At 66.1% G+C, this 21,179-nt stretch carries 18 protein-coding genes; 11 read left to right on the forward strand and 7 right to left on the reverse strand.

Features of this window, described 5'->3' with window-relative positions:
* Positions 1-152 precede the first annotated feature (152 nt).
* Positions 153-2,135: a M13 family metallopeptidase gene (locus ACWEKS_RS07975; protein ID WP_452339381.1), complete on the forward strand. Its 1,983-nt coding sequence runs from the start codon at positions 153-155 to the stop codon at positions 2,133-2,135.
* A gap of 42 nt (positions 2,136-2,177) precedes the next feature.
* On the opposite strand, the gene ACWEKS_RS07980 is transcribed toward ACWEKS_RS07975, so the two are convergent.
* From ACWEKS_RS07980 to ACWEKS_RS08005, 6 genes are all read right to left on the reverse strand, one after another.
* A complete protein-coding gene (locus ACWEKS_RS07980) occupies positions 2,178-3,257 on the reverse strand; it encodes an ABC transporter ATP-binding protein (RefSeq protein WP_452339382.1) in 1,080 nt (359 codons plus the stop codon).
* A gap of 98 nt (positions 3,258-3,355) precedes the next feature.
* A complete protein-coding gene (locus ACWEKS_RS07985; RefSeq protein ID WP_452339383.1) occupies positions 3,356-4,711 on the reverse strand; it encodes an ABC transporter substrate-binding protein in 1,356 nt (451 codons plus the stop codon).
* A 19-nt stretch (positions 4,712-4,730) separates the two neighbouring features.
* The gene (locus tag ACWEKS_RS07990) at positions 4,731-5,522 is read right to left on the reverse strand and encodes a carbohydrate ABC transporter permease (protein WP_452339430.1); all 792 of its coding nucleotides are present in this window, start codon (positions 5,520-5,522) and stop codon (positions 4,731-4,733) included.
* Positions 5,523-5,590: 68 nt separating this feature from the next.
* The gene (locus ACWEKS_RS07995) at positions 5,591-6,520 is read right to left on the reverse strand and encodes a carbohydrate ABC transporter permease (protein WP_452339431.1); all 930 of its coding nucleotides are present in this window, start codon (positions 6,518-6,520) and stop codon (positions 5,591-5,593) included.
* Positions 6,521-6,896: 376 nt separating this feature from the next.
* Positions 6,897-7,802 carry a L,D-transpeptidase gene (locus ACWEKS_RS08000; RefSeq protein WP_452339384.1) on the reverse strand — a complete coding sequence of 302 codons (906 nt, stop codon included), beginning with the start codon at positions 7,800-7,802 and terminating at the stop codon, positions 6,897-6,899.
* Between the two features lie 293 nt (positions 7,803-8,095).
* Positions 8,096-9,394, reverse strand: a complete 1,299-nt coding sequence (locus tag ACWEKS_RS08005; RefSeq protein ID WP_452339385.1) for a cytochrome P450 — start codon at positions 9,392-9,394, stop codon at positions 8,096-8,098.
* 110 nt (positions 9,395-9,504) lie between these two features.
* On the opposite strand from ACWEKS_RS08005, the gene lppU reads away from it, so the two are divergent.
* Positions 9,505-10,137 (forward strand): LppU family putative lipoprotein, encoded by a 633-nt coding sequence (gene lppU / locus ACWEKS_RS08010; protein WP_452339386.1) that lies wholly within the window; start codon positions 9,505-9,507, stop codon positions 10,135-10,137.
* A 52-nt stretch (positions 10,138-10,189) separates the two neighbouring features.
* On the opposite strand, the gene ACWEKS_RS08015 is transcribed toward lppU, so the two are convergent.
* Positions 10,190-10,855: a chymotrypsin family serine protease gene (locus ACWEKS_RS08015; protein ID WP_364609110.1), complete on the reverse strand. Its 666-nt coding sequence runs from the start codon at positions 10,853-10,855 to the stop codon at positions 10,190-10,192.
* A gap of 499 nt (positions 10,856-11,354) precedes the next feature.
* On the opposite strand from ACWEKS_RS08015, the gene ACWEKS_RS08020 reads away from it, so the two are divergent.
* From ACWEKS_RS08020 to ACWEKS_RS08060, 9 genes are all read left to right on the forward strand, one after another.
* Positions 11,355-12,173 carry an MlaE family ABC transporter permease gene (locus ACWEKS_RS08020; RefSeq protein WP_452339387.1) on the forward strand — a complete coding sequence of 273 codons (819 nt, stop codon included), beginning with the start codon at positions 11,355-11,357 and terminating at the stop codon, positions 12,171-12,173.
* Positions 12,174-12,176: 3 nt separating this feature from the next.
* Positions 12,177-13,040: an ABC transporter permease gene (locus ACWEKS_RS08025; RefSeq protein WP_452339388.1), complete on the forward strand. Its 864-nt coding sequence runs from the start codon at positions 12,177-12,179 to the stop codon at positions 13,038-13,040.
* A gap of 12 nt (positions 13,041-13,052) precedes the next feature.
* Entirely contained in the window at positions 13,053-14,528 is a 1,476-nt protein-coding gene (locus ACWEKS_RS08030; protein ID WP_452339389.1) for an MlaD family protein, read from the forward strand.
* On the forward strand, positions 14,525-15,568 hold the full coding sequence (locus tag ACWEKS_RS08035) for an MCE family protein (protein WP_452339390.1): 1,044 nt from the start codon (positions 14,525-14,527) through the stop codon (positions 15,566-15,568). The genes ACWEKS_RS08030 and ACWEKS_RS08035 overlap by 4 nt, the downstream gene beginning before the upstream one ends.
* On the forward strand, positions 15,565-16,563 hold the full coding sequence (locus ACWEKS_RS08040) for an MCE family protein (RefSeq protein ID WP_452339391.1): 999 nt from the start codon (positions 15,565-15,567) through the stop codon (positions 16,561-16,563). Before ACWEKS_RS08035 ends, ACWEKS_RS08040 begins: the two co-directional genes overlap by 4 nt.
* Positions 16,560-17,681 carry an MCE family protein gene (locus ACWEKS_RS08045; protein ID WP_452339392.1) on the forward strand — a complete coding sequence of 374 codons (1,122 nt, stop codon included), beginning with the start codon at positions 16,560-16,562 and terminating at the stop codon, positions 17,679-17,681. Before ACWEKS_RS08040 ends, ACWEKS_RS08045 begins: the two co-directional genes overlap by 4 nt.
* Positions 17,678-18,793: an MCE family protein gene (locus tag ACWEKS_RS08050; RefSeq protein WP_452339393.1), complete on the forward strand. Its 1,116-nt coding sequence runs from the start codon at positions 17,678-17,680 to the stop codon at positions 18,791-18,793. Before ACWEKS_RS08045 ends, ACWEKS_RS08050 begins: the two co-directional genes overlap by 4 nt.
* The gene (locus tag ACWEKS_RS08055) at positions 18,790-19,962 is read left to right on the forward strand and encodes an MlaD family protein (RefSeq protein ID WP_452339394.1); all 1,173 of its coding nucleotides are present in this window, start codon (positions 18,790-18,792) and stop codon (positions 19,960-19,962) included. Before ACWEKS_RS08050 ends, ACWEKS_RS08055 begins: the two co-directional genes overlap by 4 nt.
* Before the next feature lie 91 nt (positions 19,963-20,053).
* Positions 20,054-20,929 (forward strand): hypothetical protein, encoded by an 876-nt coding sequence (locus ACWEKS_RS08060; RefSeq protein WP_452339395.1) that lies wholly within the window; start codon positions 20,054-20,056, stop codon positions 20,927-20,929.
* The last annotated feature ends 250 nt before the right edge of the window (positions 20,930-21,179 follow it).

A 21,179-nucleotide genomic window follows, 5' to 3' on the forward strand; every position in this document is an offset into this window, starting at 1 on the left:
CGGTGGTTCGCGGCGCAAGCGCGGGGAGGCGGAGCGCTCGTTCTGGACCGAGCGGAACCGGGGAGCGAAGCGGAGGAGGCGGAGGGAGGAAAGAACGAGACTTTCAGCGCCGCGAACCCGCCCGGAGCGAAGCGGAGGGCAAAATAGGCACTGTGACTTCGCAGCTGACGCCTCCCTCTGGTATCGACCTGTCCTTCCGTGACGCGGACGTACGGGTACAGGACGACCTGTTCGCGCACGTCAACGGCAAATGGCTGGAGAGCTACGAGATACCGGCCGACCGGGCGGTGGACGGTGCCTTCCGCACGCTCTACGACCAGGCTGAACTGGATGTGCAGAAGATCATCCAGGACGCCTCGGCGGCCGATGCCGCGCCCGGCACCGAAGAGCGCAAGATCGGCGATCTCTACAACAGCTTCATGGCCGACGCGGCCATCGAGGCGGCGGGCCTGACCCCGATCGCCGAGGAGCTGGCCGCCGTGGCCGGGGTCGCCGACCGTTCGGACTTCGCCGCGCTCATCGGGCGCCTGCAGCGCACCGGCGTAGGCGGCGCGCTGGCCTTCTACGTCGACACCGACGACAAGAACTCCGCCCGGTACCTGGTGCACGCCACCCAGTCCGGCATCGGCCTGCCCGACGAGTCGTACTACCACAAGGACGAATACGCGGAGATCCGCGAGAAGTACGTCGCCCACATCCGCCGCATGTTCGAGCTGGCCGGGTTGGACCATGACGCCCAGCGGGTTTTCGAGCTGGAGACCAAGCTGGCCGCGGGTCACTGGGACGTGGTGCGCCGCCGCGATGCCGAATTGAGCTACAACCTCACCACTTTCGACGCGCTGGCCGCCGAGAACCCGGAATTCGACTGGGCCGCCTGGACTTCCGCGCTGGCCGCGGGACTGGATCGCTCCGGTGCGGAGCTGTTCGCGGAACTCGTCGTTCGCCAGCCCGATTACGTGCGTACCTTCGCCCAGCTGTGGGCCTCGGAATCGCTGGCGGACTGGAAGGCCTGGGCGGCCTGGCGGGTGGTGAAGGCTCGCGCGCCGTACCTGACCGCGGATCTGGTGGAGGCCAATTTCGACTTCTACGGCCGCACCCTGACCGGCGCGCAGGAGAATCGGGAGCGCTGGAAGCGCGGCGTCTCCCTGGTGCAGGATCTGCTGGGCGAGGCCGTGGGCAAGCTCTATGTGGCCCGGCACTTCCCGCCGGAGGCCAAGGCCCGCATGGTCGAGCTGGTGGCGAATCTGCAGGAGGCCTACCGCCGCAATATCTCCGAGCTGGAGTGGATGGGCCCGGACACCCGGCAGGCCGCGCTGGCCAAGCTGGAGAAGTTCACCCCCAAGATCGGCTACCCGGAGGAGTGGCGTGACTACGCCGCGGTCACCGTGGATCCGGCCGACGTGGTGGGCAACTACCGCAGCGGCTACGCCGCCGAGCACGACCGCGACCTGAACAAGCTGGGCGGCCCGGTGGACCGCGGCGAATGGTTCATGACCCCGCAGACGGTGAACGCCTACTACAACCCGGGCATGAACGAGATCGTCTTCCCGGCCGCCATTCTGCAGCCCCCGTTCTTCGACATGAACGCCGACGACGCCGCCAACTACGGTGGTATCGGTGCGGTCATCGGGCACGAGATCGGCCACGGCTTCGACGATCAGGGCTCCAAGTACGACGGCGACGGCAATATGGTCGACTGGTGGACCGAGTCGGACCGCACCGAATTCGGCAAGCGCACCAAGGCTTTGATCGACCAGTACAACCAGTTCTCCCCCAAGGATCTGTCGGCGGACCACAAGGTCAATGGCGAATTCACCATCGGTGAGAACATCGGCGACCTGGGCGGTCTCTCGATCGCCCTGGAGGCGTACCGGATTGCCATCGAGGGCCAGGACTCCCCCGTCCTCGACGAACTCACCGGCCTGCAGCGGGTGTTCTTCGGCTGGGCGCAGGTGTGGCGCACCAAGGCGCGTATCGAGGAGGCCATCCGCCGCCTCGCCGTGGACCCGCACTCGCCGGCGGAGTTCCGTTGCAATGGCGTGGTCCGCAACCTCGACAGCTTCCACGAGGCCTTCGATGTGCGGCCGGGTGACGAGCTCTATCTGGATCCCGCTGAGCGTGTGAAGATCTGGTAGTCCGGACCGGGCCCTCGCCGAGATGGCGAGGGCCCCGGCCGGCTAACGCAGGCGCTCTTCGGTTTCCGCGTCGAAGAAGAAGAGTTCGTCCTGCTTGGGCGTCAGGAGCAGACGGTCGCCCAGCGCGACCTGGAAGCGCCGATCCACCCGCGCGACCACCCGGCCGGAGCGGCTGGACCATTCGTCGGCCACGCCGTGCGAGTAGACGAACGACTCCGAGCCGAGCTCCTCGAGCAGTTCCACCTCGACCGCGAGCGCATTGCCCGCACCGGTGGTGACCTCCCAGGATTCGGGCCGGATACCGACGATCACGTTCTTGCCGTCGATATTGTGCGGCAGGGGAATTCGCAGGTCGTTGAGCACGGCCGCGCCCGCGCGGACCGGCGCGGTCAGCAGGTTCATGCCGGGCGAGCCGATGAACCCGGCGACGAAGGTGTTGACCGGATCGTCGTAAAGCTCACGGGGAGCGGCGATCTGCTGCAGCTTCCCGTCCTTCATCACCGCGACCCGGTGCCCCATGGTCATGGCCTCGACCTGATCATGGGTCACGTACACGGTGGTGGTGCCCAGCCGCTTCTGCAGGGCCGCGATCTGCGAGCGGGTCGAAACCCGCAGCTTGGCATCGAGATTCGACAGCGGCTCGTCCATGCAGAACACCTGCGGCCGCCGCACGATGGCCCGGCCCATGGCGACGCGCTGGCGCTGGCCGCCCGACAGCCGCGCGGGTTTGCGGTCGAGCAGGTCCTCCAGCTCCAGCATGGCCGCCGCCTCGGTGACGCGAACCCTGGTGTCGGCCTTGCTCATACCCGCATTGCGCAGCGCGAACCCCATGTTCTCGGCCACGGTCATATTCGGGTAGAGCGCGTAGCTCTGGAACACCATGGCCACGTCGCGCGAACGCGGCGGCAAGCCGGTCACGTCGAGTCCGCCGATGCGAATGTGCCCGGCGGTCACCGCTTCGAGACCCGCCAGCATGCGCAGACTGGTGGACTTGCCGCAGCCCGAAGGCCCGACCAGCACCAGGAATTCGCCGTCGGCGATGTCCAGGTTCAGGTCGTCGACCGCGGGGCCGGGCGCCCCCGGATAGGTGAGGGAAACTCCCTCGAACTGCACAGTCGCCATGCCGGCGCTCTCCTTGTCCAATGCTCACGCTGCCGGGGCCTCCGTGGTTACGCAGGCTGCCGCCTCCGGCCCCGGACGTCAGCGTGCGGGTGCGTCTCTTACTTGGGCAGCTTGGGCGTGATCTGCCGGTCGATGATCGTCTGCAGCTGGTTGGCGATATCGCCGAAAGCCGCTGCGGTGTCCCGGTTCTGCAGGCCGATCTGCTCGAGCCCGGTGCCGATGATCTGGTCGCCGCCGGGCACGAACACGCGCGCGTAGTTCTGCGGCTTGGTCAGCGGCAGCTGGTCGATCGCGGTCTTGAAGTTCGGGTTCTTGGCCAGGAAGTCCTGCATGCCCGGATCCTGCTGCGCCGACTTGCGCACCGGCACATAGCCGGTGGCCTGCGAGAAGTACGAGGTGTTGGCCGCATTGGTGATGAACTCGATGAACTTGAGCGCGTTCTCCTTGCGGGCGTCGCTGATCCGCGACGGAATCGCCAGGCCGGCGCCGCCGGTGGTGCAGCCCGCCAGCCCGTTCGGGTGCGGCAGGAAGCCGGTGCCGAACTGGGTCTTGCCCGCGGCATTGGTGTTGATGCTCTTCAGGTCTCCGGTGGAGCCGATGGCCGAGGCGATGATGCCGTTGCCGAAGTCCACGGCGTAGGTGGGCCGGATGCTGGCGTACTTCTTGGTATTGATGGAGTCGCGCAGGTAGTTTCCGGCCTTGATGGTGGCCGGGTCGTTGAACTTCAGCTTCCACTCGTCCGAGTACGCGCCGCCGAAGGTCCAGCACGGACCCTGGAAGGTCCAGGCCAGGTAGTTCTTGGCGTCGCCCCAGCCGTGCGCCCACTTGCCGTCGCCCATCACGCTCTGGATCTTCGGGCCCCACTCGTCGAACTCGTCCCAGCTGTTCGGCGTGCGGTCGGGCAGTCCGGCCTTGGCCCAGACGTCCTTGTTGTAGTAGAAGATCTGCGTCGAGCGCGAGTACGGCAGCGCCCAGGTCTTGCCGTTGAACTTGTAGTCGCCGACGAAGGTGTCCACGTAGTCGGACACGTTCACCCCGGCTGCGGAGAAGTGGCTGTCCAGCGGTTCGATGGTGCCGTTGAGCGCGTAGTTGAACCACCAGACGTCGGACAGGATGACCACGTCGGGCAGTTCACCCCCGGAGAGCGCGGCGTTGAACTTGGTCGCGACCTCCTCGTAGTTCTTGCCCGCGTCGACCAGATTGACCTTCAGGTCCGGGTACTTGGCCTGGAACCGGTTGATGAGCTCGGTTTCCTGGTCCTTGGAGGTGCCGGGGTGGTTGGACCAGAAGGTGATGGTCTTCGAGTCGCCGCCCTGCGTGCCGCCGCCACCGGATCCGGCGCACGCGGTCAGCGCCGCCGCACCCGCGGCCGCGCCCGCCAAGCCGAGAAACCCGCGTCGCGAAAGAGCACCACGGCGTGCCGTGAAATCAGCGGGGTTACGTGAATCCGACACAGGAATCTCCTTCTGGGACTTAACCCTTGACCGCACCGGAGGTGAGGCCCTTGATCATCTGGCGCTGGAGCACCAGGAAGACGATGAGGATGGGGAGCATGGTCAGGATGACCCCGGCCATGACCGGACCCCAGTTGGTGACGCTCGGGTTCTCGGTGTTCTGCAGCAGGGTCAGGCCGACCGGCAGGGTGGCCACCCGCGCGTCGTCGGCCATCAGGAACGGCCACAGGTATTCGTTCCACTCGTTCACCAGCGTGACCACCGCGAACGCCACCATGGTGGGTCCGGACATGGGCAGCACCACCCGGGTCAGCAGCCGCCACCAGCCCGCGCCGTCCATCCGCGCGGCCTCGATGACCTCGCTCGGCAGCGACAGGAAGTGATTGCGCATCAGGAAGGTGCCGAAGGCGACGCCGCAGAGCGGAACGATGATGCCCTGGAAGGTGTTTCGCCAGCCCAGCTGGGCGATGAGCGCGTAGTTGGAGATGATGGTGATCTGGTTGGGCACCATGAGCGCCGCGATGATCACCAGGAACACGATGTTCTTGCCCGGGAAGCGCAGGAACACCAGGCCGTAGGCGCTGAGCACGCCCAGCACGAACTTCACCGCCGAGACGACGCCGGTCACGATGATCGAGTTCCGCAGGAACTGCCAGAACGGCAGCGTGGTGGTGGCGTCGTGGTAGTTCGACGCCAGCCAGTGCTCGGGCCAGTAGCTGACCGGCTGGGAGTAGACCTCCCCGTGCGCCATGAAGGAGCGGGTGAGGATGTAGTACAGCGGGACGCCGACGATGATCAGCACGCACACCATGGCGGCGTAGCCGAACACCTTGGCCCACAGTTCCCGGTCGCGGAAAGCGCTCAGCGCGTTGAGCCGGTTCACTTCTCGTCCCCTCGGTCCATGATGCGCACCTGCACCAGCGTCACGATGAGCAGCACCAGGAACATGATGGTGGCGACGGCCGCCCCGTATCCGGCCCGCTGGTTCACCCAGGATTCGCGATAGACCTGATAGATCATGGTGGTGGTGCCGGTGCCGATGGGCCCGCCGCGGGTCATCACATTGATGAGGTCGAAGACCTGAAGTGAGTTGAGCAGCACCGTGATCGACAGGAAGTAGGTGGTGGGCCGCAGCTGCGGCAGCAGCACCCGGGTGAAGGTGGTCCAGCGGCTCGCGCCGTCGATCTCGGCGGCCTCCATCAGGTCGGCCCGAACCCCTTGCAGCGCCGCCAGATAGATGACGAAGCTGTAGCCCAGGTTCTTCCAGATGTAGGTGACCGTGATCATGAACAGCGCCCAGTGCGGGTCCTGCGCGAAGTCGGGTGAGTGCATCCCCAGCCGCTCCAGCAGATCCGGGACCAGGCCGAAGCCGGGGTCGAAGATGAACTGGAAGCCCACGCCGATGGCCGCGCCGGAGATGACGTAGGGCGCGAAGATGGCGGAGCGGACCACATTGCGCCCGAACAGTTTGCGATCCAGCAGCAGGGCCAGCGCCAGGCCCAGCAGCATGCTGCCGAGGACCGCGGCGACGGTGAATATCACCGTATTGCCGACGATCTGCCAGGAGTCGTCGCGGCCGAACCATTCGGTGTAGTTGTCGAAACCGACCCAGTTCAGGCTGGTCGCCGAGATGTTCCAGTCGGTGAACGACAGGCGGATATTGTCGACCAGCGGCCGATAGACGAACAGCCCCAGCAGAATCAGGTTCGGCGCGACCAGGACCACGAAGAGCGCATGGTCCTGCCAGGGTCTGCTTCGCCACCCGCGCCCCGGGGGCGTCGGGAGTACTCGTTCGGGCCAAGATCGCACCCGCGCAGCCTTGCGGCTCAGGGCTACTGACTGGTTAATTCCGGATGGAAGATCGCTGAACTGTCGATCGGCGCGCGCCACCGACTGTTCACCGGTCACACCCTCGAGCGGCGCGGACATGCGCCGAATCGTACGACCGCCCAACTTGTTTCGAGACCGGAATCATATGAACGGTTGGCCAACAGCAAGAACGAGTTGGCGCCCCGCCCAATCGGGCGGGGCGCCAACTCCTGGAGGTGACCACTGATCTCGTAAGTATCCGGGTAACTCACCGGGTACCCCCGAAATCGGTTCGCTTCTCAACCGCCGGCACGCGTGCCACGAGAGTTGGCGGCTCTCTGCTGTGCGCTGAAGGCTCGGAGAGGCGGGGGAGGCGTCAGTTCCAGTCGCCCCAGCCGTCGGAGGTGCTGAAGGTGCCGCCGTTGGTGTTCTTGACGATCACCGGGTCACCCTTCTTCACGTTCTCCTGGAACCACTTGGCGTCCTCGGTGGAGACGTTCAGGCAGCCGTGCGAGGTGTCCGAAACGCCCTGCTGTGCAACGCTCCACGGGGCGGCGTGCACGAAGATGCCGCTGTTGGACATGCGGGTGGCGTACTCGACCTCGAGCTTGTAGCCCTGCGGATCGGTCACCGGCACACCGTAGGTGGAGGAATCCATGATCATCTTGCGGTTCTTCTCGCTGATGATGTAGGTGCCGTTCGGGGTCTCGTGATCCTTCTTGCCCATGGAGGTCGGCATGGTCTTCACGACCTCGCCGTTGTGGGTCACGGTGATCTCGTGGGTGGTGTCGTCGGCGGTGGTGATGAACTCGTCGCCGATCTGGTAGCCGACGTCGGTGCCGCCCGCCTGGACGGTCACCTTGGAGCCGGCCGGCCAGAAGTCCTCGGGCCGCCAGCGCACCTGCTTGTCGCCCATCCAGTAGAAGTGGCCGCTCACCTTGTTGGTGGAGGTGATGCGAATCGACTTCTCGGCGGCCGCGTGATCGCCGACCGGGTCCTTGAAGTTGATGATGATCGGCATGGCCACGCCGACCACATCCCCGTCACCGGGGCTGATGTTCGGGGCCGCGAAGTTGGCGGGCGGAATCGGCGCCTTGGCGTTCGGGTCGGTGGGCAGCGAGCCCGGCTCGGGCTGCGGCATGACCGCGGAGGGCACGCCCGGTACATCCGGTCCGCCCGGCCATAGCGGAGTCGCTGAGGCGGGTGCTGCCACCACTGCTCCGGTCGCCGCGACGGCGGCGAGGGCGATCAGTCCCGTTTTCCGATACCGGGTATGGCGCACAGCTCGGTCCTCTCAGATCCTCGTTCACACGCAGATTGCGGGCACACGTCACCCGCGCAGGTCCCAACCCGCGTCCATTACTACAGCGATCCGTCCGGCAAGCCAATTGGCTTCTGCCAGTTATGCATACCGACTAAGCGGTGTGCATTGCGTCACGGGTCTGCGGGTTGGTTACTCGACTGGCGCGAATGCGCCGATGACATCGGCGATTCCCCGAAAGTGACACCGGCGCGGCTGCTTTCGGAGCGCTCACTTCCCGAAACCTGCTTGTGATCGAAATCACTGAGGCCCCTTCAGGACCCGGCGACATCGAACGTGATGGCGCTGCGCGGCCCGACCGTGATGGTGTGCGGCACCGACATCGGCGCGGGCCCGCGCGCGAACCGCGGCGACAACCGTAGCCGGACATCGGTCAATACAGTAGCCAGCACAATGCGAAGTTCGTAATCGGCCAGCGCCGCACCGACGCAACGCCGGTGCCCGCCGCCGAACGGGGCGAACTCGAACGGGCTGTAGCGGCGCTCCAGAAACCGCTCGGGCCGGAACCGCCGCGGTTGCGGCCACACCGCGGGTTCGGTGTGCAGCAGGTGCACCGAGATCCCCATGGTGTCCCCCGCCGACAGCGGCACCCCCCGCAGCGTGAAATCGCCGGTGAGCCTGCGCAATACGATCGGCACCGGCGGATGCAGCCGCAGCGTCTCCTGGCAGACCGCGTCCAGGTAGGGCAGCGCCATCAGTTCGGCCGGGCCGGGATCGCTTCCGGCGGCGGCCACTTCGGCGCGCAGCCGGGCCAGCGCCTCCGGTTCCCGGTGCAGCCGGTACAGCGCCCACACCAGCGCGGTCGCCGTGGTCTCGTGCCCGGCCACCAGCAGGGTGCGCAATTGCTCGCGCAGGTCGGTGTCGGTGATGGCGCTGCCGTCCTCGTAGCGGGTGTCCAGCATGAGCGCCAGCAGATCCGCCCCGCCGCCCCCGTCCGCGCGCCGCCGCACCACCTCGGCGTCGATGAGTTCGTCGAGCCGAGCCCGCGCCGTGCTGAACCGCTCCCAGCCGGACAGCCCGAACAGCTTGCGCCGCAATGCCGGAACCATGAACAGCGTGCTGCCGAAGGACTCCAGGAATTCCTGTGTGACGGTGGTGTATTCGGCTCGGCGCGCCGCGTCGTCGATGCCGAACACCGCCGCCAGGATGACCCGCAGCGTCAGTGCCCGCGCCGCCGCCCGGGCATCGATGCGGGTGCCGGGCCGCCACGGGTCCCCGGTTCGCTCTCCGCTCAGCTCGGCCCGGGCTGCCTCGCGAATGGTGTTGCCGTAGGCACTGATTCGATTGCGGTGCAATGCCGGGGCGAGCAGCGCCCGCTCGCGCCGGTGCCGGCCGTCGCGGGCCAGGATGAGCGAGGCCGCCCCCACCATGGGCTCGATGGGATTGGGCAGCGGCGGTTCCAGCAGGTCCACCGGGGCCCGGAAGAACTCGCGCGCGCCCTCGGGAGTGCCGGTGAAGAGCACCGGTCCCAGAGCCGGCATCCGCACCCGGAAGGGGTCACCGTCGCGTCCGCGCCGCCAGGAGAGATAGCGCTCCAGGATGTCGGTGCTCATGGCTTCCTATACGAAATGCCGGACCGCCTCGGTTCGATCTTCCCGGTGCCCGTGGTGTATGCATGGGCACAGAAGTCAAATCTGTTTGTTTCGAAATATAGGACTCGCCCGTGTTGCGTCAGCAGCTTTCCGCCCGGATCGCCCTGCCCGCGATCTCCGCCGCCGCCCTGCTGCTCGCCGGCTGCGGGACCACCGTTTCCGGCCATCCCCAGGCCGCCCCCGGCGACATCGTGCTCCCCACCAAGACCCCCGGCGCCACCCCCGGCAAACCCTCCGGCAAGCCCGGTTCGGGTGCGCCCACCACCACCCCGCGCGCCGACCGCGGCGGCAACACCGACTTCCAGGCCGCGATCGGCGACTGCGTGAAGCTCGGTGGCACCACCGACAACGCCAGCATCCAGAAGGCGAGCTGCGGCAGCCAGGACTCCAACTACAAGGTGACCGGCAAGGCCCCGCGCAATGCCCAGTGCGGCAAGGATTCCGACCAGGTCTACTACGAAACCCTCAATGGTGTGGAGACCGGCGCCCTCTGCCTGACCATCGACTGGGTGGTCGGCGACTGCATGGACGTCGGCAACGACGCGGCCCACCGCATTCCATGCACCGCCACCACGGCCACCGAGGGTGTGAAGGTGGTGTCGATCGTGCAGAACAGCAGCAGCGTCGACGACTGTCCCGACGGCGACCAGGGTTACGTCTACGACGAACGCAATTTCGTGGTCTGCGTCAACACCCTCAAATAGCAACCGGGGCGGTGATTCTCGAATCACCGCCCCGGTCAGCATTGTTCGGAGATCAGATCACCGCGTAGCCGGAGCCGATGCCGCCCCGGCCGTTGAGGTCGGCCATGATCGAGCTCATGTTGGTGCCGACCTCGGGGCCGAAGCAGGCCACCGCCAGGTAGGCGTTGACCATGCCGACGAGGGTGGTGCCGACGACGACCGGCGCGCCGGAATCGCCCTCCACCACACACATCTGACTCCAGGTCTCGACGTTGGTGTCGAAGACGTCGCCCCAGGAGATGCCGCAGGTATTGCCGGTGGTGCGGCCCTCCTTGCAGACGATCATGGGGAATCCGGGCGGGCCGCCGATCCCGGTGATGGTGACATTGCCGATGTGGTTGACCGGGACGACGCGGTCCGGATCGAACTGGATGACGGCGTAGTCGAGATCGTGGTTGGAGTAGACGAACTGACCGATCTGTCCTGCGGCGCGATCCTTTTCGGCCCAGACCCGGGACCCGGCGTCGCCGCAGTGCCCGGCGGTCAGGCCGACCAGCCGTCCGGCGCCGTCGTGGCCGATCGTGGTCACGGTGCACTCGTACTGATCATCGATGATGATCCCGGAGCCGCCACCGATGACGGCGGGCGCTGCATCGGCGTGAGCGGCTCCGATTCCGAAGAGCGCGGTACTCAGGGCGATGGCGAATGCGCCGGTAGCCCCGGCGAGTTTCTTGATCATGTCCCTCCAGACGTCGGAAGCCGCACGAATCTCAACCTGCGGTTACTCATCCTGTCAGTATTCGAGCCCGGTTGCCTGTTGTACTGCCACATGTTGCGTAGCCGTGTCCTGCCGGGGTTCGCGGCCGATACCTAGTTGGATGTGGATTACGGGACAATACGCAAAAGCTATCGAATTCCGATAAATTTGTTCCTACAAATTGTTACCCGGTCGATGTCCACATACATCGGTGGATAGTTCAAAACTAGAACAAGTTCTAGATCTCTGCCAGGTTTTTTGCCCCGTAAACCGACCCTGATGTGGCTGTTCACAGCAATACATCGAAAGTGATCCGTCTCTATGACCGGAACCACAATCGGTGGTGTGTTTTTCCTAACTCCGTAGTAGGGTGCGTCCAGCAACAGTCGCCGGAGACGGGTAACTCCGGCGTCGAGAGGGGTAGTCAGTGCAGTTGACCAAGAGCCCGGGGGACGAGGGAAGCCCACCGTCACCATCACGGATGAATGTGGCCGTGGATTGGGCCAAGGCGTACTGGCAGGATCATCCGAAACGGTCGCTGGAAACCGGTGGCCGGATGATGTCGATGGGTGTCGCCGCGGTCGCCGAGCTTTTCATCGCGATCTTCCGTCGCCGCTTCCCCTACCGTGAGTTCATCCGGCAGTGCGCGTTCATGGCGAATGTCGCCGCGGCGCCCACCCTGCTGGTCGCCATTCCGATCGCCGTCATCGTCTCGATTCAGGTCGGATCGGTGGCCGGGCAGGTCGGGGCGACGTCCTTCATCGGCGCGGCCAACGGCCTGGGCATCATTCAGCAGGGCGCGCCGCTGGTCACCGCGCTCATGATCTCCGGCGCCGTCGGTTCCGCCATCTGTGCCGACCTCGGCTCCCGCACCATCCGCGAGGAGATCGACGCCATGAAGGTCATGGGCGTCGATCCCATGCGGCGGCTGGTCGCTCCCCGTCTCGGCGCGGCCATGCTGGTTTCGGTATTGCTGTGTGGTTTCGTGGTTTTCGTCGGCTTCCTGACCGGCTACATGTTCAACATCTTCGTTCAGAACGGCACCCCGGGCTCCTATATCAGTACGTTCTCGTCGTTCGCGATCACGGCGGATCTGGCTGTGGCCCTGCTGAAGTCGCTCATCTACGGCCTGCTCGCGGCCGTCATCGCCTGTGACTCGGGGCTCAACGCCAAGGGCGGTCCCGGCGGCGTGGCCAACGCGGTGAACACCGCCGTGGTCATGTCCGCGGTCATGCTCTTCGGCGTCAACCTGATGATGACGCAGCTGTACAACACCCTTTTCCCCCCGCAGGTGGTCTGAGTCGTGTCAGCTACGTACGTACCGCCGCTGCTGCGGCCGTTCCAACGGATCAAAGGCGCGGCCAACTCGCCGCGTGACTGGCTGGCGCGCATCGGCCACCAGGTGTTCTTCTTCCTGCGCTCGGTCGGCTCCATGCCGCTCGCGTTCAAGCACTACCCCAAAGAGGTGTGGCGGCTGCTGTCCGACGTCACCTGGGGCAACGGCAATCTCATCGTCGGTGGCGGCACCATCGGCGTGGTGCTGATCCTGTCGGCGTTCGGCGGCATGACCGTCGCCATCCAGGGCTACACCTCGCTGAACCTGCTCGGCCTGAGCCCGCTCACCGGCGCCATCTCGGCCTTCGCCACCACGCGTGAGCTCGGGCCCATGCTGGCCACGGTCGCCTTCGCGGCGCAGGCGGGCTGCCGGTTCACCGCGCAGCTGGGCGCCATGCGCATCTCCGAGGAGATCGACGCGCTGGAATCGGTTGCCATCCGGCCGCTTCCGTATCTGGTCAGCACCCGCATGATCGCGGCCATGATCGCCATCGTGCCGCTGTACTGCGTGGCGCTGCCGCTGGCCTACATCTCCTGCTCGCTGACCGTGTCCCTGGTGGGCGGCACCGCGACAGGCACCTTCCAGCACTACTTCTATCAATTCCTGGTGCCGCACGATGTTCTGTACTCACTGCTGAAGGCGATCCTCTTCGTCGCGATCACCACGTTCATCCAGTGCTACTACGGGTTTTTCGCCTCCGGCGGCCCGGAGGGTGTGGGTGTGGCGGCCGGTCGCGCGATCAAGCTGTGCATCATCGCGGTCGTCTTCGCCGACCTGTTCATGACATTGGCGATCTGGGGCGTGAACCCTGGCATCCGGATCTCGGGATAGGGGGCGCACACGATGATCATCGATCCGAGCGGGCGCGGACCGACGATGCGGCAGTTGCTCATCGCCGGTGCCTGCGGCCTCACCGTCATCGCGGTCGTGCTGGGCTTCCTGTTCGCCCGGTACCGCGGTTATTTCGTCGAAAAGGTCAATGTCACAGCGAATCTGACCACCACCGGTGACGGCCTGCCGGCCAATGCCGACGTGAAGTTCCGCGGCGTGCTGGTCGGCGCCGTCAAGGACGTGTCGGTCGCGGCCAAGGGGACCAAGCAGGAGGTGCACATCGAGATGAAGCCGGAGTACGCCGGCGGCGTCCCGGCCAATGTCACCGCGCGCGTGGTGCCCTCCAACCTGTTCGCCGTCACCTCGGTCGAACTCGTCTACAACGGACCGGATTCCACGCATCTGAAGGAGGGTTCGCAGATCGCGGAGGACACCTCCAAGGGCACCATCGCCCTGCAGGACACCCTCACCACGGTCCGCAATATCCTGAGCAAGATCGATCCGGTACAGCTGGGCCGCGTGCTGGGCACGCTGTCCTACGCGCTGGACGGCAGCAGCCGCATGCCCGGCTCCACCATCGAGCGCGTCGACCGCTGGCTCGAGGGCGTGCGCGGGGCGGTGCCGAATGTCGGCGGCTTCCTCGACGACTTCTCCTCCTCCTTCCACGCGCTCAACCAGTCCGCGCCGGAACTGATGGGCGTGCTGTCGGATTCGGTGAAGACCGCGCAGACCATCTCCGACCGCCGGGCCGAGCTCACCGCGCTCATCTCCGGCAGCGAGAACACCATCGACAAGGTGAACGGGCTCTTCGCCCGCAACCCCAATGTCGGCAAGGATCTGACCACGGGGACCAGCGCCATGTTCGGCGCGCTGTCGGACAACCCGGACGCCATTCCGCAGGCCATCGCGAACCTGAACGATTCGGTGCGCAAGCTGGGTTCGACGTTCCACTGGGGTCCGCAGAACCAGATGATCTGGAACATGGGCATCACCTTCACGCCCTACAAGCCCTACACCCGCGACGACTGCCCGCGCTACGGCGACCTGGCCGCTCCGAGCTGTGGCACCGCGCCGCTCACCTCGGATCCGGGCACGCTGCCGGAAGCCATGCGGCCCAGGGCCATCGACGCCGCCAAGGACCTGCCGGTCACCGCGCCGCCGCCGGGCTTCCCGCTGATCCCGGGTCTCACCACCACCGGCACACCCACCGACGCGCCGAGCGACGGTGCTGCGAAGCCGGGTAACGACCCGCTCGCGGGCACGCCGCTGCAGGGGCTGTTCCCGAACCTGGCTCCGGCCGCTCCGGCTCCGGCCGCCCCGGCGAGCCAGCCGGGTTCGGTGCCCACCGGTGGGAACATCGCCCTGGCCGGTGACGACGCCATCACCGCCCTGCTGGGCCGGCGTCCGACCGCGGCCGACTACCTGCTGTTGAGCCCGATCCTGAAGGGTGCGACCTTGCAACTGAGCCAGAGCGAGGCCGGCCGATGAGCGTTCGTAAGCCGCTGATCGGTTTCGGCATCTTCGCGATCGTGTCCATCCTGGTGACCGCGGTCATCTGGAATACGCTCGCGCGCACCGTGAAAGGCGATACCGACACCTACACCGCGACCTTCAGCGATGTCCTGGGCCTGCGTGCGGGCGATGACGTCCGGATGGCCGGTGTGCGGGTCGGCAAGGTCGAGAAGATCGAGCTGGACAAGAAGAACCAGGCCGTGGTGACCTTCATCGTGCAGCGCGATCAGACGCTGTACGGGGACACCAAGGCACTGGTCCGCTACCAGAACCTGATCGGACAGCGGTATGTCGCGCTGAACCCGCCCGCCGCGGGCAAGCCGCACACCGGTGACCATGTGGTGCTGAAGAACAACGGCGCCATCCCGCTGGAGCGGACCGAGCCGTCGTTCGATATCTCGGCGCTGCTCAACGGTTTCCAGCCGCTGTTCCAGGTGCTGCAGCCAGAGCAGGTGAACAACCTGTCCAACACCTTCATCCAGGCGCTGCAGGGTGACAATGTGTCGCTGAGCGCGTTCATCACCCAGGCCGCGTCGGTGGCCTCGGACTTCGAACGCCGCGACGGCATCCTCTCCGACGTGATCACCAACCTGTCCGGCGTGATGTCGGGGCTGGCCAAGCGGGGCGACGAGCTGGAGACGCTGGTCACCCAGACCCGCGCCCTGATCGGCGGCCTCTACGCGCAGGGCCAGTCGCTGCAGGCGTCGACGGTCCAGATCGCCGATGCCACAACAGCTCTGGTGGGCATGTTCGGTTCCATCCAGCCCAAGCTGGTGCTGGCGCAGAACGCCACCCACGACGCGCTGGCGATGCTGCTGTCCAATGGCGCCAAGCTCGACCAGGCGGCGGTGGACCTGCCCGGCATCCTCTCCGACGTCGGCAAGTTCACCCAGAACGGCGCCTACGCCAATGCCTACTTGTGCAGCTTGGACGTCTCGCTGTACGGCATCCTCTTCCCGCGCGGTCTGTTCTCGCAGGTCGGCGGCAACTCCCACTCGGCGGTGTGCCGGCCATGATCTCGAAACTCGAGAACCGCTTCAGTACCAATCGCAATTTCTGGCTCGGCGTGCTCGGCGTGGCGGTCATCGTCGCGCTGCTGCTGGGCTCCAGCCTCTACAAGACGGTGGGTGTCGGCACACAGAGCATCAAGGCCGAGTTCGTGCAGACCGCCGGCGTCAAAGTCGGTGACAAGGTGGACGTCTCGGGCGTTCCCGTCGGCACCATCTCGGGCGCCGAGCTCGAGGGTGACCACGTGCTGCTGACCCTGAACGTCGACAAGGACGTGAAGCTCGGCCCCGATGCCAAGGCGTCGATCAAGATGGCGACCCTGCTGGGCGCGCGCTACGTCGACCTGATGCCCGGCGACGGTTCCGGGTTGAAGGACAACCGGATTCCCAAGTCCAACACCGTGGTTCCCTACAACCTGGCCGACGTGGTGCAGGAGGGCACGCCCAAGTTCGAGGAGCTCGACACCAAGAAGCTGGCGGATTCGCTGAATCTGATCAACCAGCAGATGGGCGACACCCCGCAGATGACGGTGCAGGCGCTCGACGCCATCGGCGCGCTGGCCAAGACCATGAACAACCGCAAGGATCAGGTCGACCAGCTGCTCAAGGATCTGGACAAGGTCACCAGGATCCTCGGCGACAACCGCAACAGCGTGCTGCTGGTCATCACCCAGGGCCAGGCCATCGCCGACCGGGTGATGCAGCGTCAGAACCTGCTGAAGACGTTGCTGGACAACATCGCAACGCTCACCGGGCAGCTACAGCAGATCGGCGCGGACAACGACAACAAGTTCGGTCCGACCCTGCAGCAGCTCAACACCATGGCCGACGGTCTGCAGAAGAACAAGGACAACCTGGATCGGCTGCTGTCGATCATGCCGCCGGCCATCCGGCAGTTCAACAACGCCTTCGGTAACGGCAACTACGGTGAGGTCGCGCTGCCGTGGCTGTTCCCGGACAACTGGTTGTGCTTCGCGCAGGTGAACGAGGGGTGCCACCAATGACATCGACTGTTGCAGAACAAAAGAAGCGCCTGCTCGGCCGAATCGCCAAGGCGGCCATGATCGGCGCCGCGGCGTGGGCCGTGGGCTCCTGCTCCATCGTGCCGCTCGGGGTGAAGGACGCCGCGGGGCAGACCCAGCACTTCACCGCGGACTTCCTCAATATCGCGGGCATGTTCGAGGGCAACCCGATCACCGTGCTCGGGCTGGAGGTGGGCCGGGTCGACAAGATCATTCCGAAGGGTCAGTACGTCGAGGTCCACATGACCGTGGACAAGGGCGTCAAGATCCCGAAGAACGTTCAGGCCGCGCTGGTTTCGCCGTCCATCGTGACCGACCGGCACATCGAACTCACCCCGCGCTACACCGGCGGTGACACCCTGGCAGACGGCTCGCACCTGACCACTCAGCAGACCAAGACCCCGGTCGAGCTGGACACCATGATCAAGACCATCGACAGCTTCGCGGCCGCGCTCAAGCCCGAGCCGGGACAGGAAGGCATCGGCCCGCTCTCGGGTCGCGTGCTGTACCCGATGATGAACGGCAACGGCGAGAAGATGCGCGATGTGCTCAATGCGCTCTCCGGCGCCCTGAAGACCGGCGTCGACAACAAGGACGCCATCTCCACCATCATCATCAAGCTCAACGAGCTGACCACCATGCTGGCCGAGAACGACGACTCGGTGCGCGGATTCAGCAACAAGATCACCCAGATGACCGGTCTGCTGGCCGATCAGGCGCCCGGTCTGCAGGGCACCCTGGATCAGCTGAATGCGTTCCTGGCCAACACCAGTGGCGCGTTCTCGCAGTACTCCGATCAGCTCAACGGCACCCTCACCGGGCTCACCAATGTCACCAACCAGCTGCGCGCCAACGCGGCCGGCCTGACCGAGGTGGTCGATGTGGCACCGCTGCTCATGCAGAACCTGGACCGCTCGGTCAACCGGCAGGGCAATTTCATTCGCCTGCACGGCCTGATCGGTACCGCGCTCTCCGGTGAGATCGTGAGCCTGTTCTGCGAACGCATCCAGATGAAATCGGATGGCTGCCGCACCGGGAAAATGGAGGACTTCGGACCCGACTTCGGTCTGATGGCGGCGATGCTGGGGATGACCAAATGAGTAATCGCTTCTGGAAGGATCTGCGCGCGGGCCGCTCGGCCCGGCGGGCGGTCGTCGCCATCGCGGTCTCCGCGACCGCCGTCGTCGCCTCCGGCTGCGGCATCACGGTGGAGAGCCTGCCGCTGCCCAAACCCGGTCCGGGCGCCAACACCTACACCATTCACGCGACCTTCGACAATGCGCTGAACCTGCCCGACCAGGCCAAGGTCAAGGTCGGTGGCTCCGACGTCGGCGTGGTCACCAAGATCACGACCAAGGACTTCAAGGCCAATGTGGACCTGGCCATCCGCCAGGACATCGAGCTGCCGGCCGGCAGCACCGCGGAACTGCGCCAGGCCACCCCGCTCGGCGACGTCTTCGTGGCGGTGTCCATCCCCAAGGCCGAGCCCGGCACGCAGCTGCTGAAGAACGGTGACCGGCTCACCAACACCTCGGCCGGCGCGACCGTCGAAGAACTGCTGATGTCGGTTTCGTTGCTGTTCAACGGCGGTGGCATCGCCAGCCTGTCCAAGCTGACCTCGGAGCTGGACTCCATCGTCGGCGGACGCGGCGACCAGGTGGGTCACGTCATCACTCAGCTGACCAGCGTGATGACCAGCCTCAACACCAACAGCTCGCGCATCGACAATGTGCTGGCCGGATTCAGCGCGCTGGCCAACACCATCGAGGCCAACCACCAGCAGCTGGGTCAGGTGGCCGACAGCCTGCCGAGCATGATCGGCGCCATCGCCGAGAACAACCAGGCCCTCGGCGATCTGCTCACCAAGATCTCGACAACCAGTGCGGCACTGGGCGATTACGCCAACACCACCTCGGACTCGCTCAGCAGCCTGCTCGACAATGTGAACCAGCTGATGAGCGCGCTGTCCCGGACCGATCAGACCCTCGGTCCCGCCCTGGACGCCCTGCACGACATCCGGCCCAAGGCCGACGCCTCGTTCAAGGGCGACACCCTGGCCGTGGCCGCGACCCTTTCCATGCTCGACATCGGGCTGCTCACCGATCCGGCCAACAGCAAGTTCCCGGACCTCAAGGACCTCAACGACTTCGGGGGCAGCCTGATCCAGGTGTTGCAGATCATCTACGGCCGGATCAACGGGGGACACCGATGAACTGGGTATCGCGACACAGGAACCTGGTGTCCAATTCCGCGCTGGTGCTGATCCTGCTGGTGGGCGCGTCCTACCTGCTGATCAGCGTGATGCGGGTGAATCCGCTGCGCGAAACCTACACGGTGACGGTCAATCTGGACCGATCCGGCGGGCTGCAGAGCGGCAATGACGTGACCCTGCGCGGCTACCGCGTCGGCAAGGTCCTCGACATCAAGCTCATCGACAACGGCGCGGCCATCGCGGCCACCGCCGAGATCGACAAGAAGTACTCGATCCCGGCCGACACCCAGGTGTCGGTGGGCGCGCTGTCGGGCGCGGGCGAGCAGTACATCGACTTCCGCCCGAACACCGACCAGGGCCCGTTCCTGCGCAGCGGTTCGGTGATCCAGTTCGACGCCGGCAAGGTCAAGACCCCCACCCCCGTGTGGTCGGTGCTCGACAATGCCAGCGCGCTCATCGCCCAGGTGGATCCGGACAAGTTCAGCGTCATCCTGACCGAGCTGGACACCGCCCTCTCCGGCGGCCCGGACCAGCTGCGCTCGCTCGTCGACGGCCTCAGCCTGGCCACCAACGGCCTGGACAACCTGCTCCCCCAGACCACCAACCTGATCAAGAACCTCCAGGTCATTTCCGGCACCACATCGCTGGCGCAGCCGGATCTGGGTACGCTGACCCGTAATTCGAGTGTGTTGTTCAATCAGTTCAACGACGCGAACGCCGAACTCCAGAAGATCCTGGAGCAGGCGCCCGGTCAGATGCAGGCCCTCGGCGCGGTGCTGGACAAGACCGCCGACCCGATGACCAGCCTGGCCACCAACTTCGCGGCCATCACCAAGGCCGCGCAGCTGCGCACCCCGGCGCTGCGGGCACTGTTCCCGTCGCTGGTGGTCGGCACCTCCGCCATGGGCGTGCCGGCGCACGACGGTGAGTTCTACACCATCGTGGACATCTGGCCGCGGTCCTTCTGCGACTACGTCACCAAGAAGGTGAACCCCGCCGTAGCGACCGAGAACACCTTCCCGAAATGGGCGAGCTACTGCCAGAACCCACCCCAGGACCAGCAGATCCGCGGCTCGGGCAACGCACCGCGACCGGACGTGCCCAACAATGGAGCGCTCCCGCCCGCGGGTTCGGATCCGAACGAGCGGACTCTGCCGCCGGTCAAGTGAGTGCCGCCCGCGGCTCTCAGGAGCAGCGGGCATACTCGCTGACGAAACCTAGACGGTGCGTCCGCAGCGCACCGGGAAAGTGATCGAATAGATGTCGGACGACGCTGCCCAGGACAAGAAAACCGAAGACGATTCCATCGCCGAGGCCGATGCCCAGAGCAGCGCCGAACAGGCCGCCGAGAAGCCGGAGTTGACGAAGGACGCCGAGGCGGCCCAGCCCGAGCCGCAAGCGAAGGCGGAGCCGGAAGCGAAGGCCGCCGAGCCGGAAGCGGATTCGGCCGCACCGGCCGCGAAGCCGGAACCGGCGGCCGCCGCGCCGCCGGCGAAGTCCGAGTCCGCGCTGCTCTCCAAGGTCGCGGTGCCGATGGTCGCGCTCATCGCGCTCGGCGTGCTGCTGGTCGCCTCGCTGGCGGGTCTGGGCGCGTTCTGGTCGCAATCGCACACCAAGAGCAACGAACTCGCCGACCGCGACTCCGCCGCCAAGACCGCCTGCGATTTCGCGCGCGCGGTCTCGGTCTACGACCAGTCCTCGTGGAACGATTTCGCCCCGCGCGTGCAGGCGCTCATCACCGGTGAGTTCAAGCAGATGTTCGACCCGATGGCCGGCGACGTGAAGGACATCCTGTCCAGCGCGCACGCCAAGTCCTCGCTGAACGTGCTGCGCTGCGGCTGGGAGTCCGGCGATGCCAACAAGGCCTCGGTCCTGGTGAGCCTGACCCAGACCTCCACCAACGACTTCCACGCCAAGCCGATCGTGCTCACCATCCCGACCTATGTCGAGCTGGAGAAGCACGACGGCAAGTGGCTGGTCTCCAAGTTCCAGCCGGTCTACGCCGGTGACGAGAACCCGCTGTTCCCGGGCGGAACCGGCGGCGGCGACCAGCAGGGCGCCCAGCCCTCCGGTCAGCCGGCTCCCTCGGGTCAGCCCGCACCCGCCACCACCGCGGCGCCCAAGCCGGGCAACTGATCGGGATATCCCGAGCACGAGAAAGGGCCCGCCCCCGGAAGTACCGGAGGCGGGCCCTTTTTCATGTCGTCGCAGGTGAACGGGTCTGTGGGGGCGCTCAGAACAACGTGAGTGCCTCGGCGGCAGCCGCTTTGGCGGCCGTCGCCCGGCGGCGCGGGGTCGCGGCCGCGGAATGCGCGGAATGCATGGTGGCGCCGACCTTCTCGGCCTGTTCCGTCTCGGCTCGTTCCAACCCGCTGGGTGCGGTCAC

The organism is Nocardia sp. NPDC004711, from assembly GCF_053601595.1.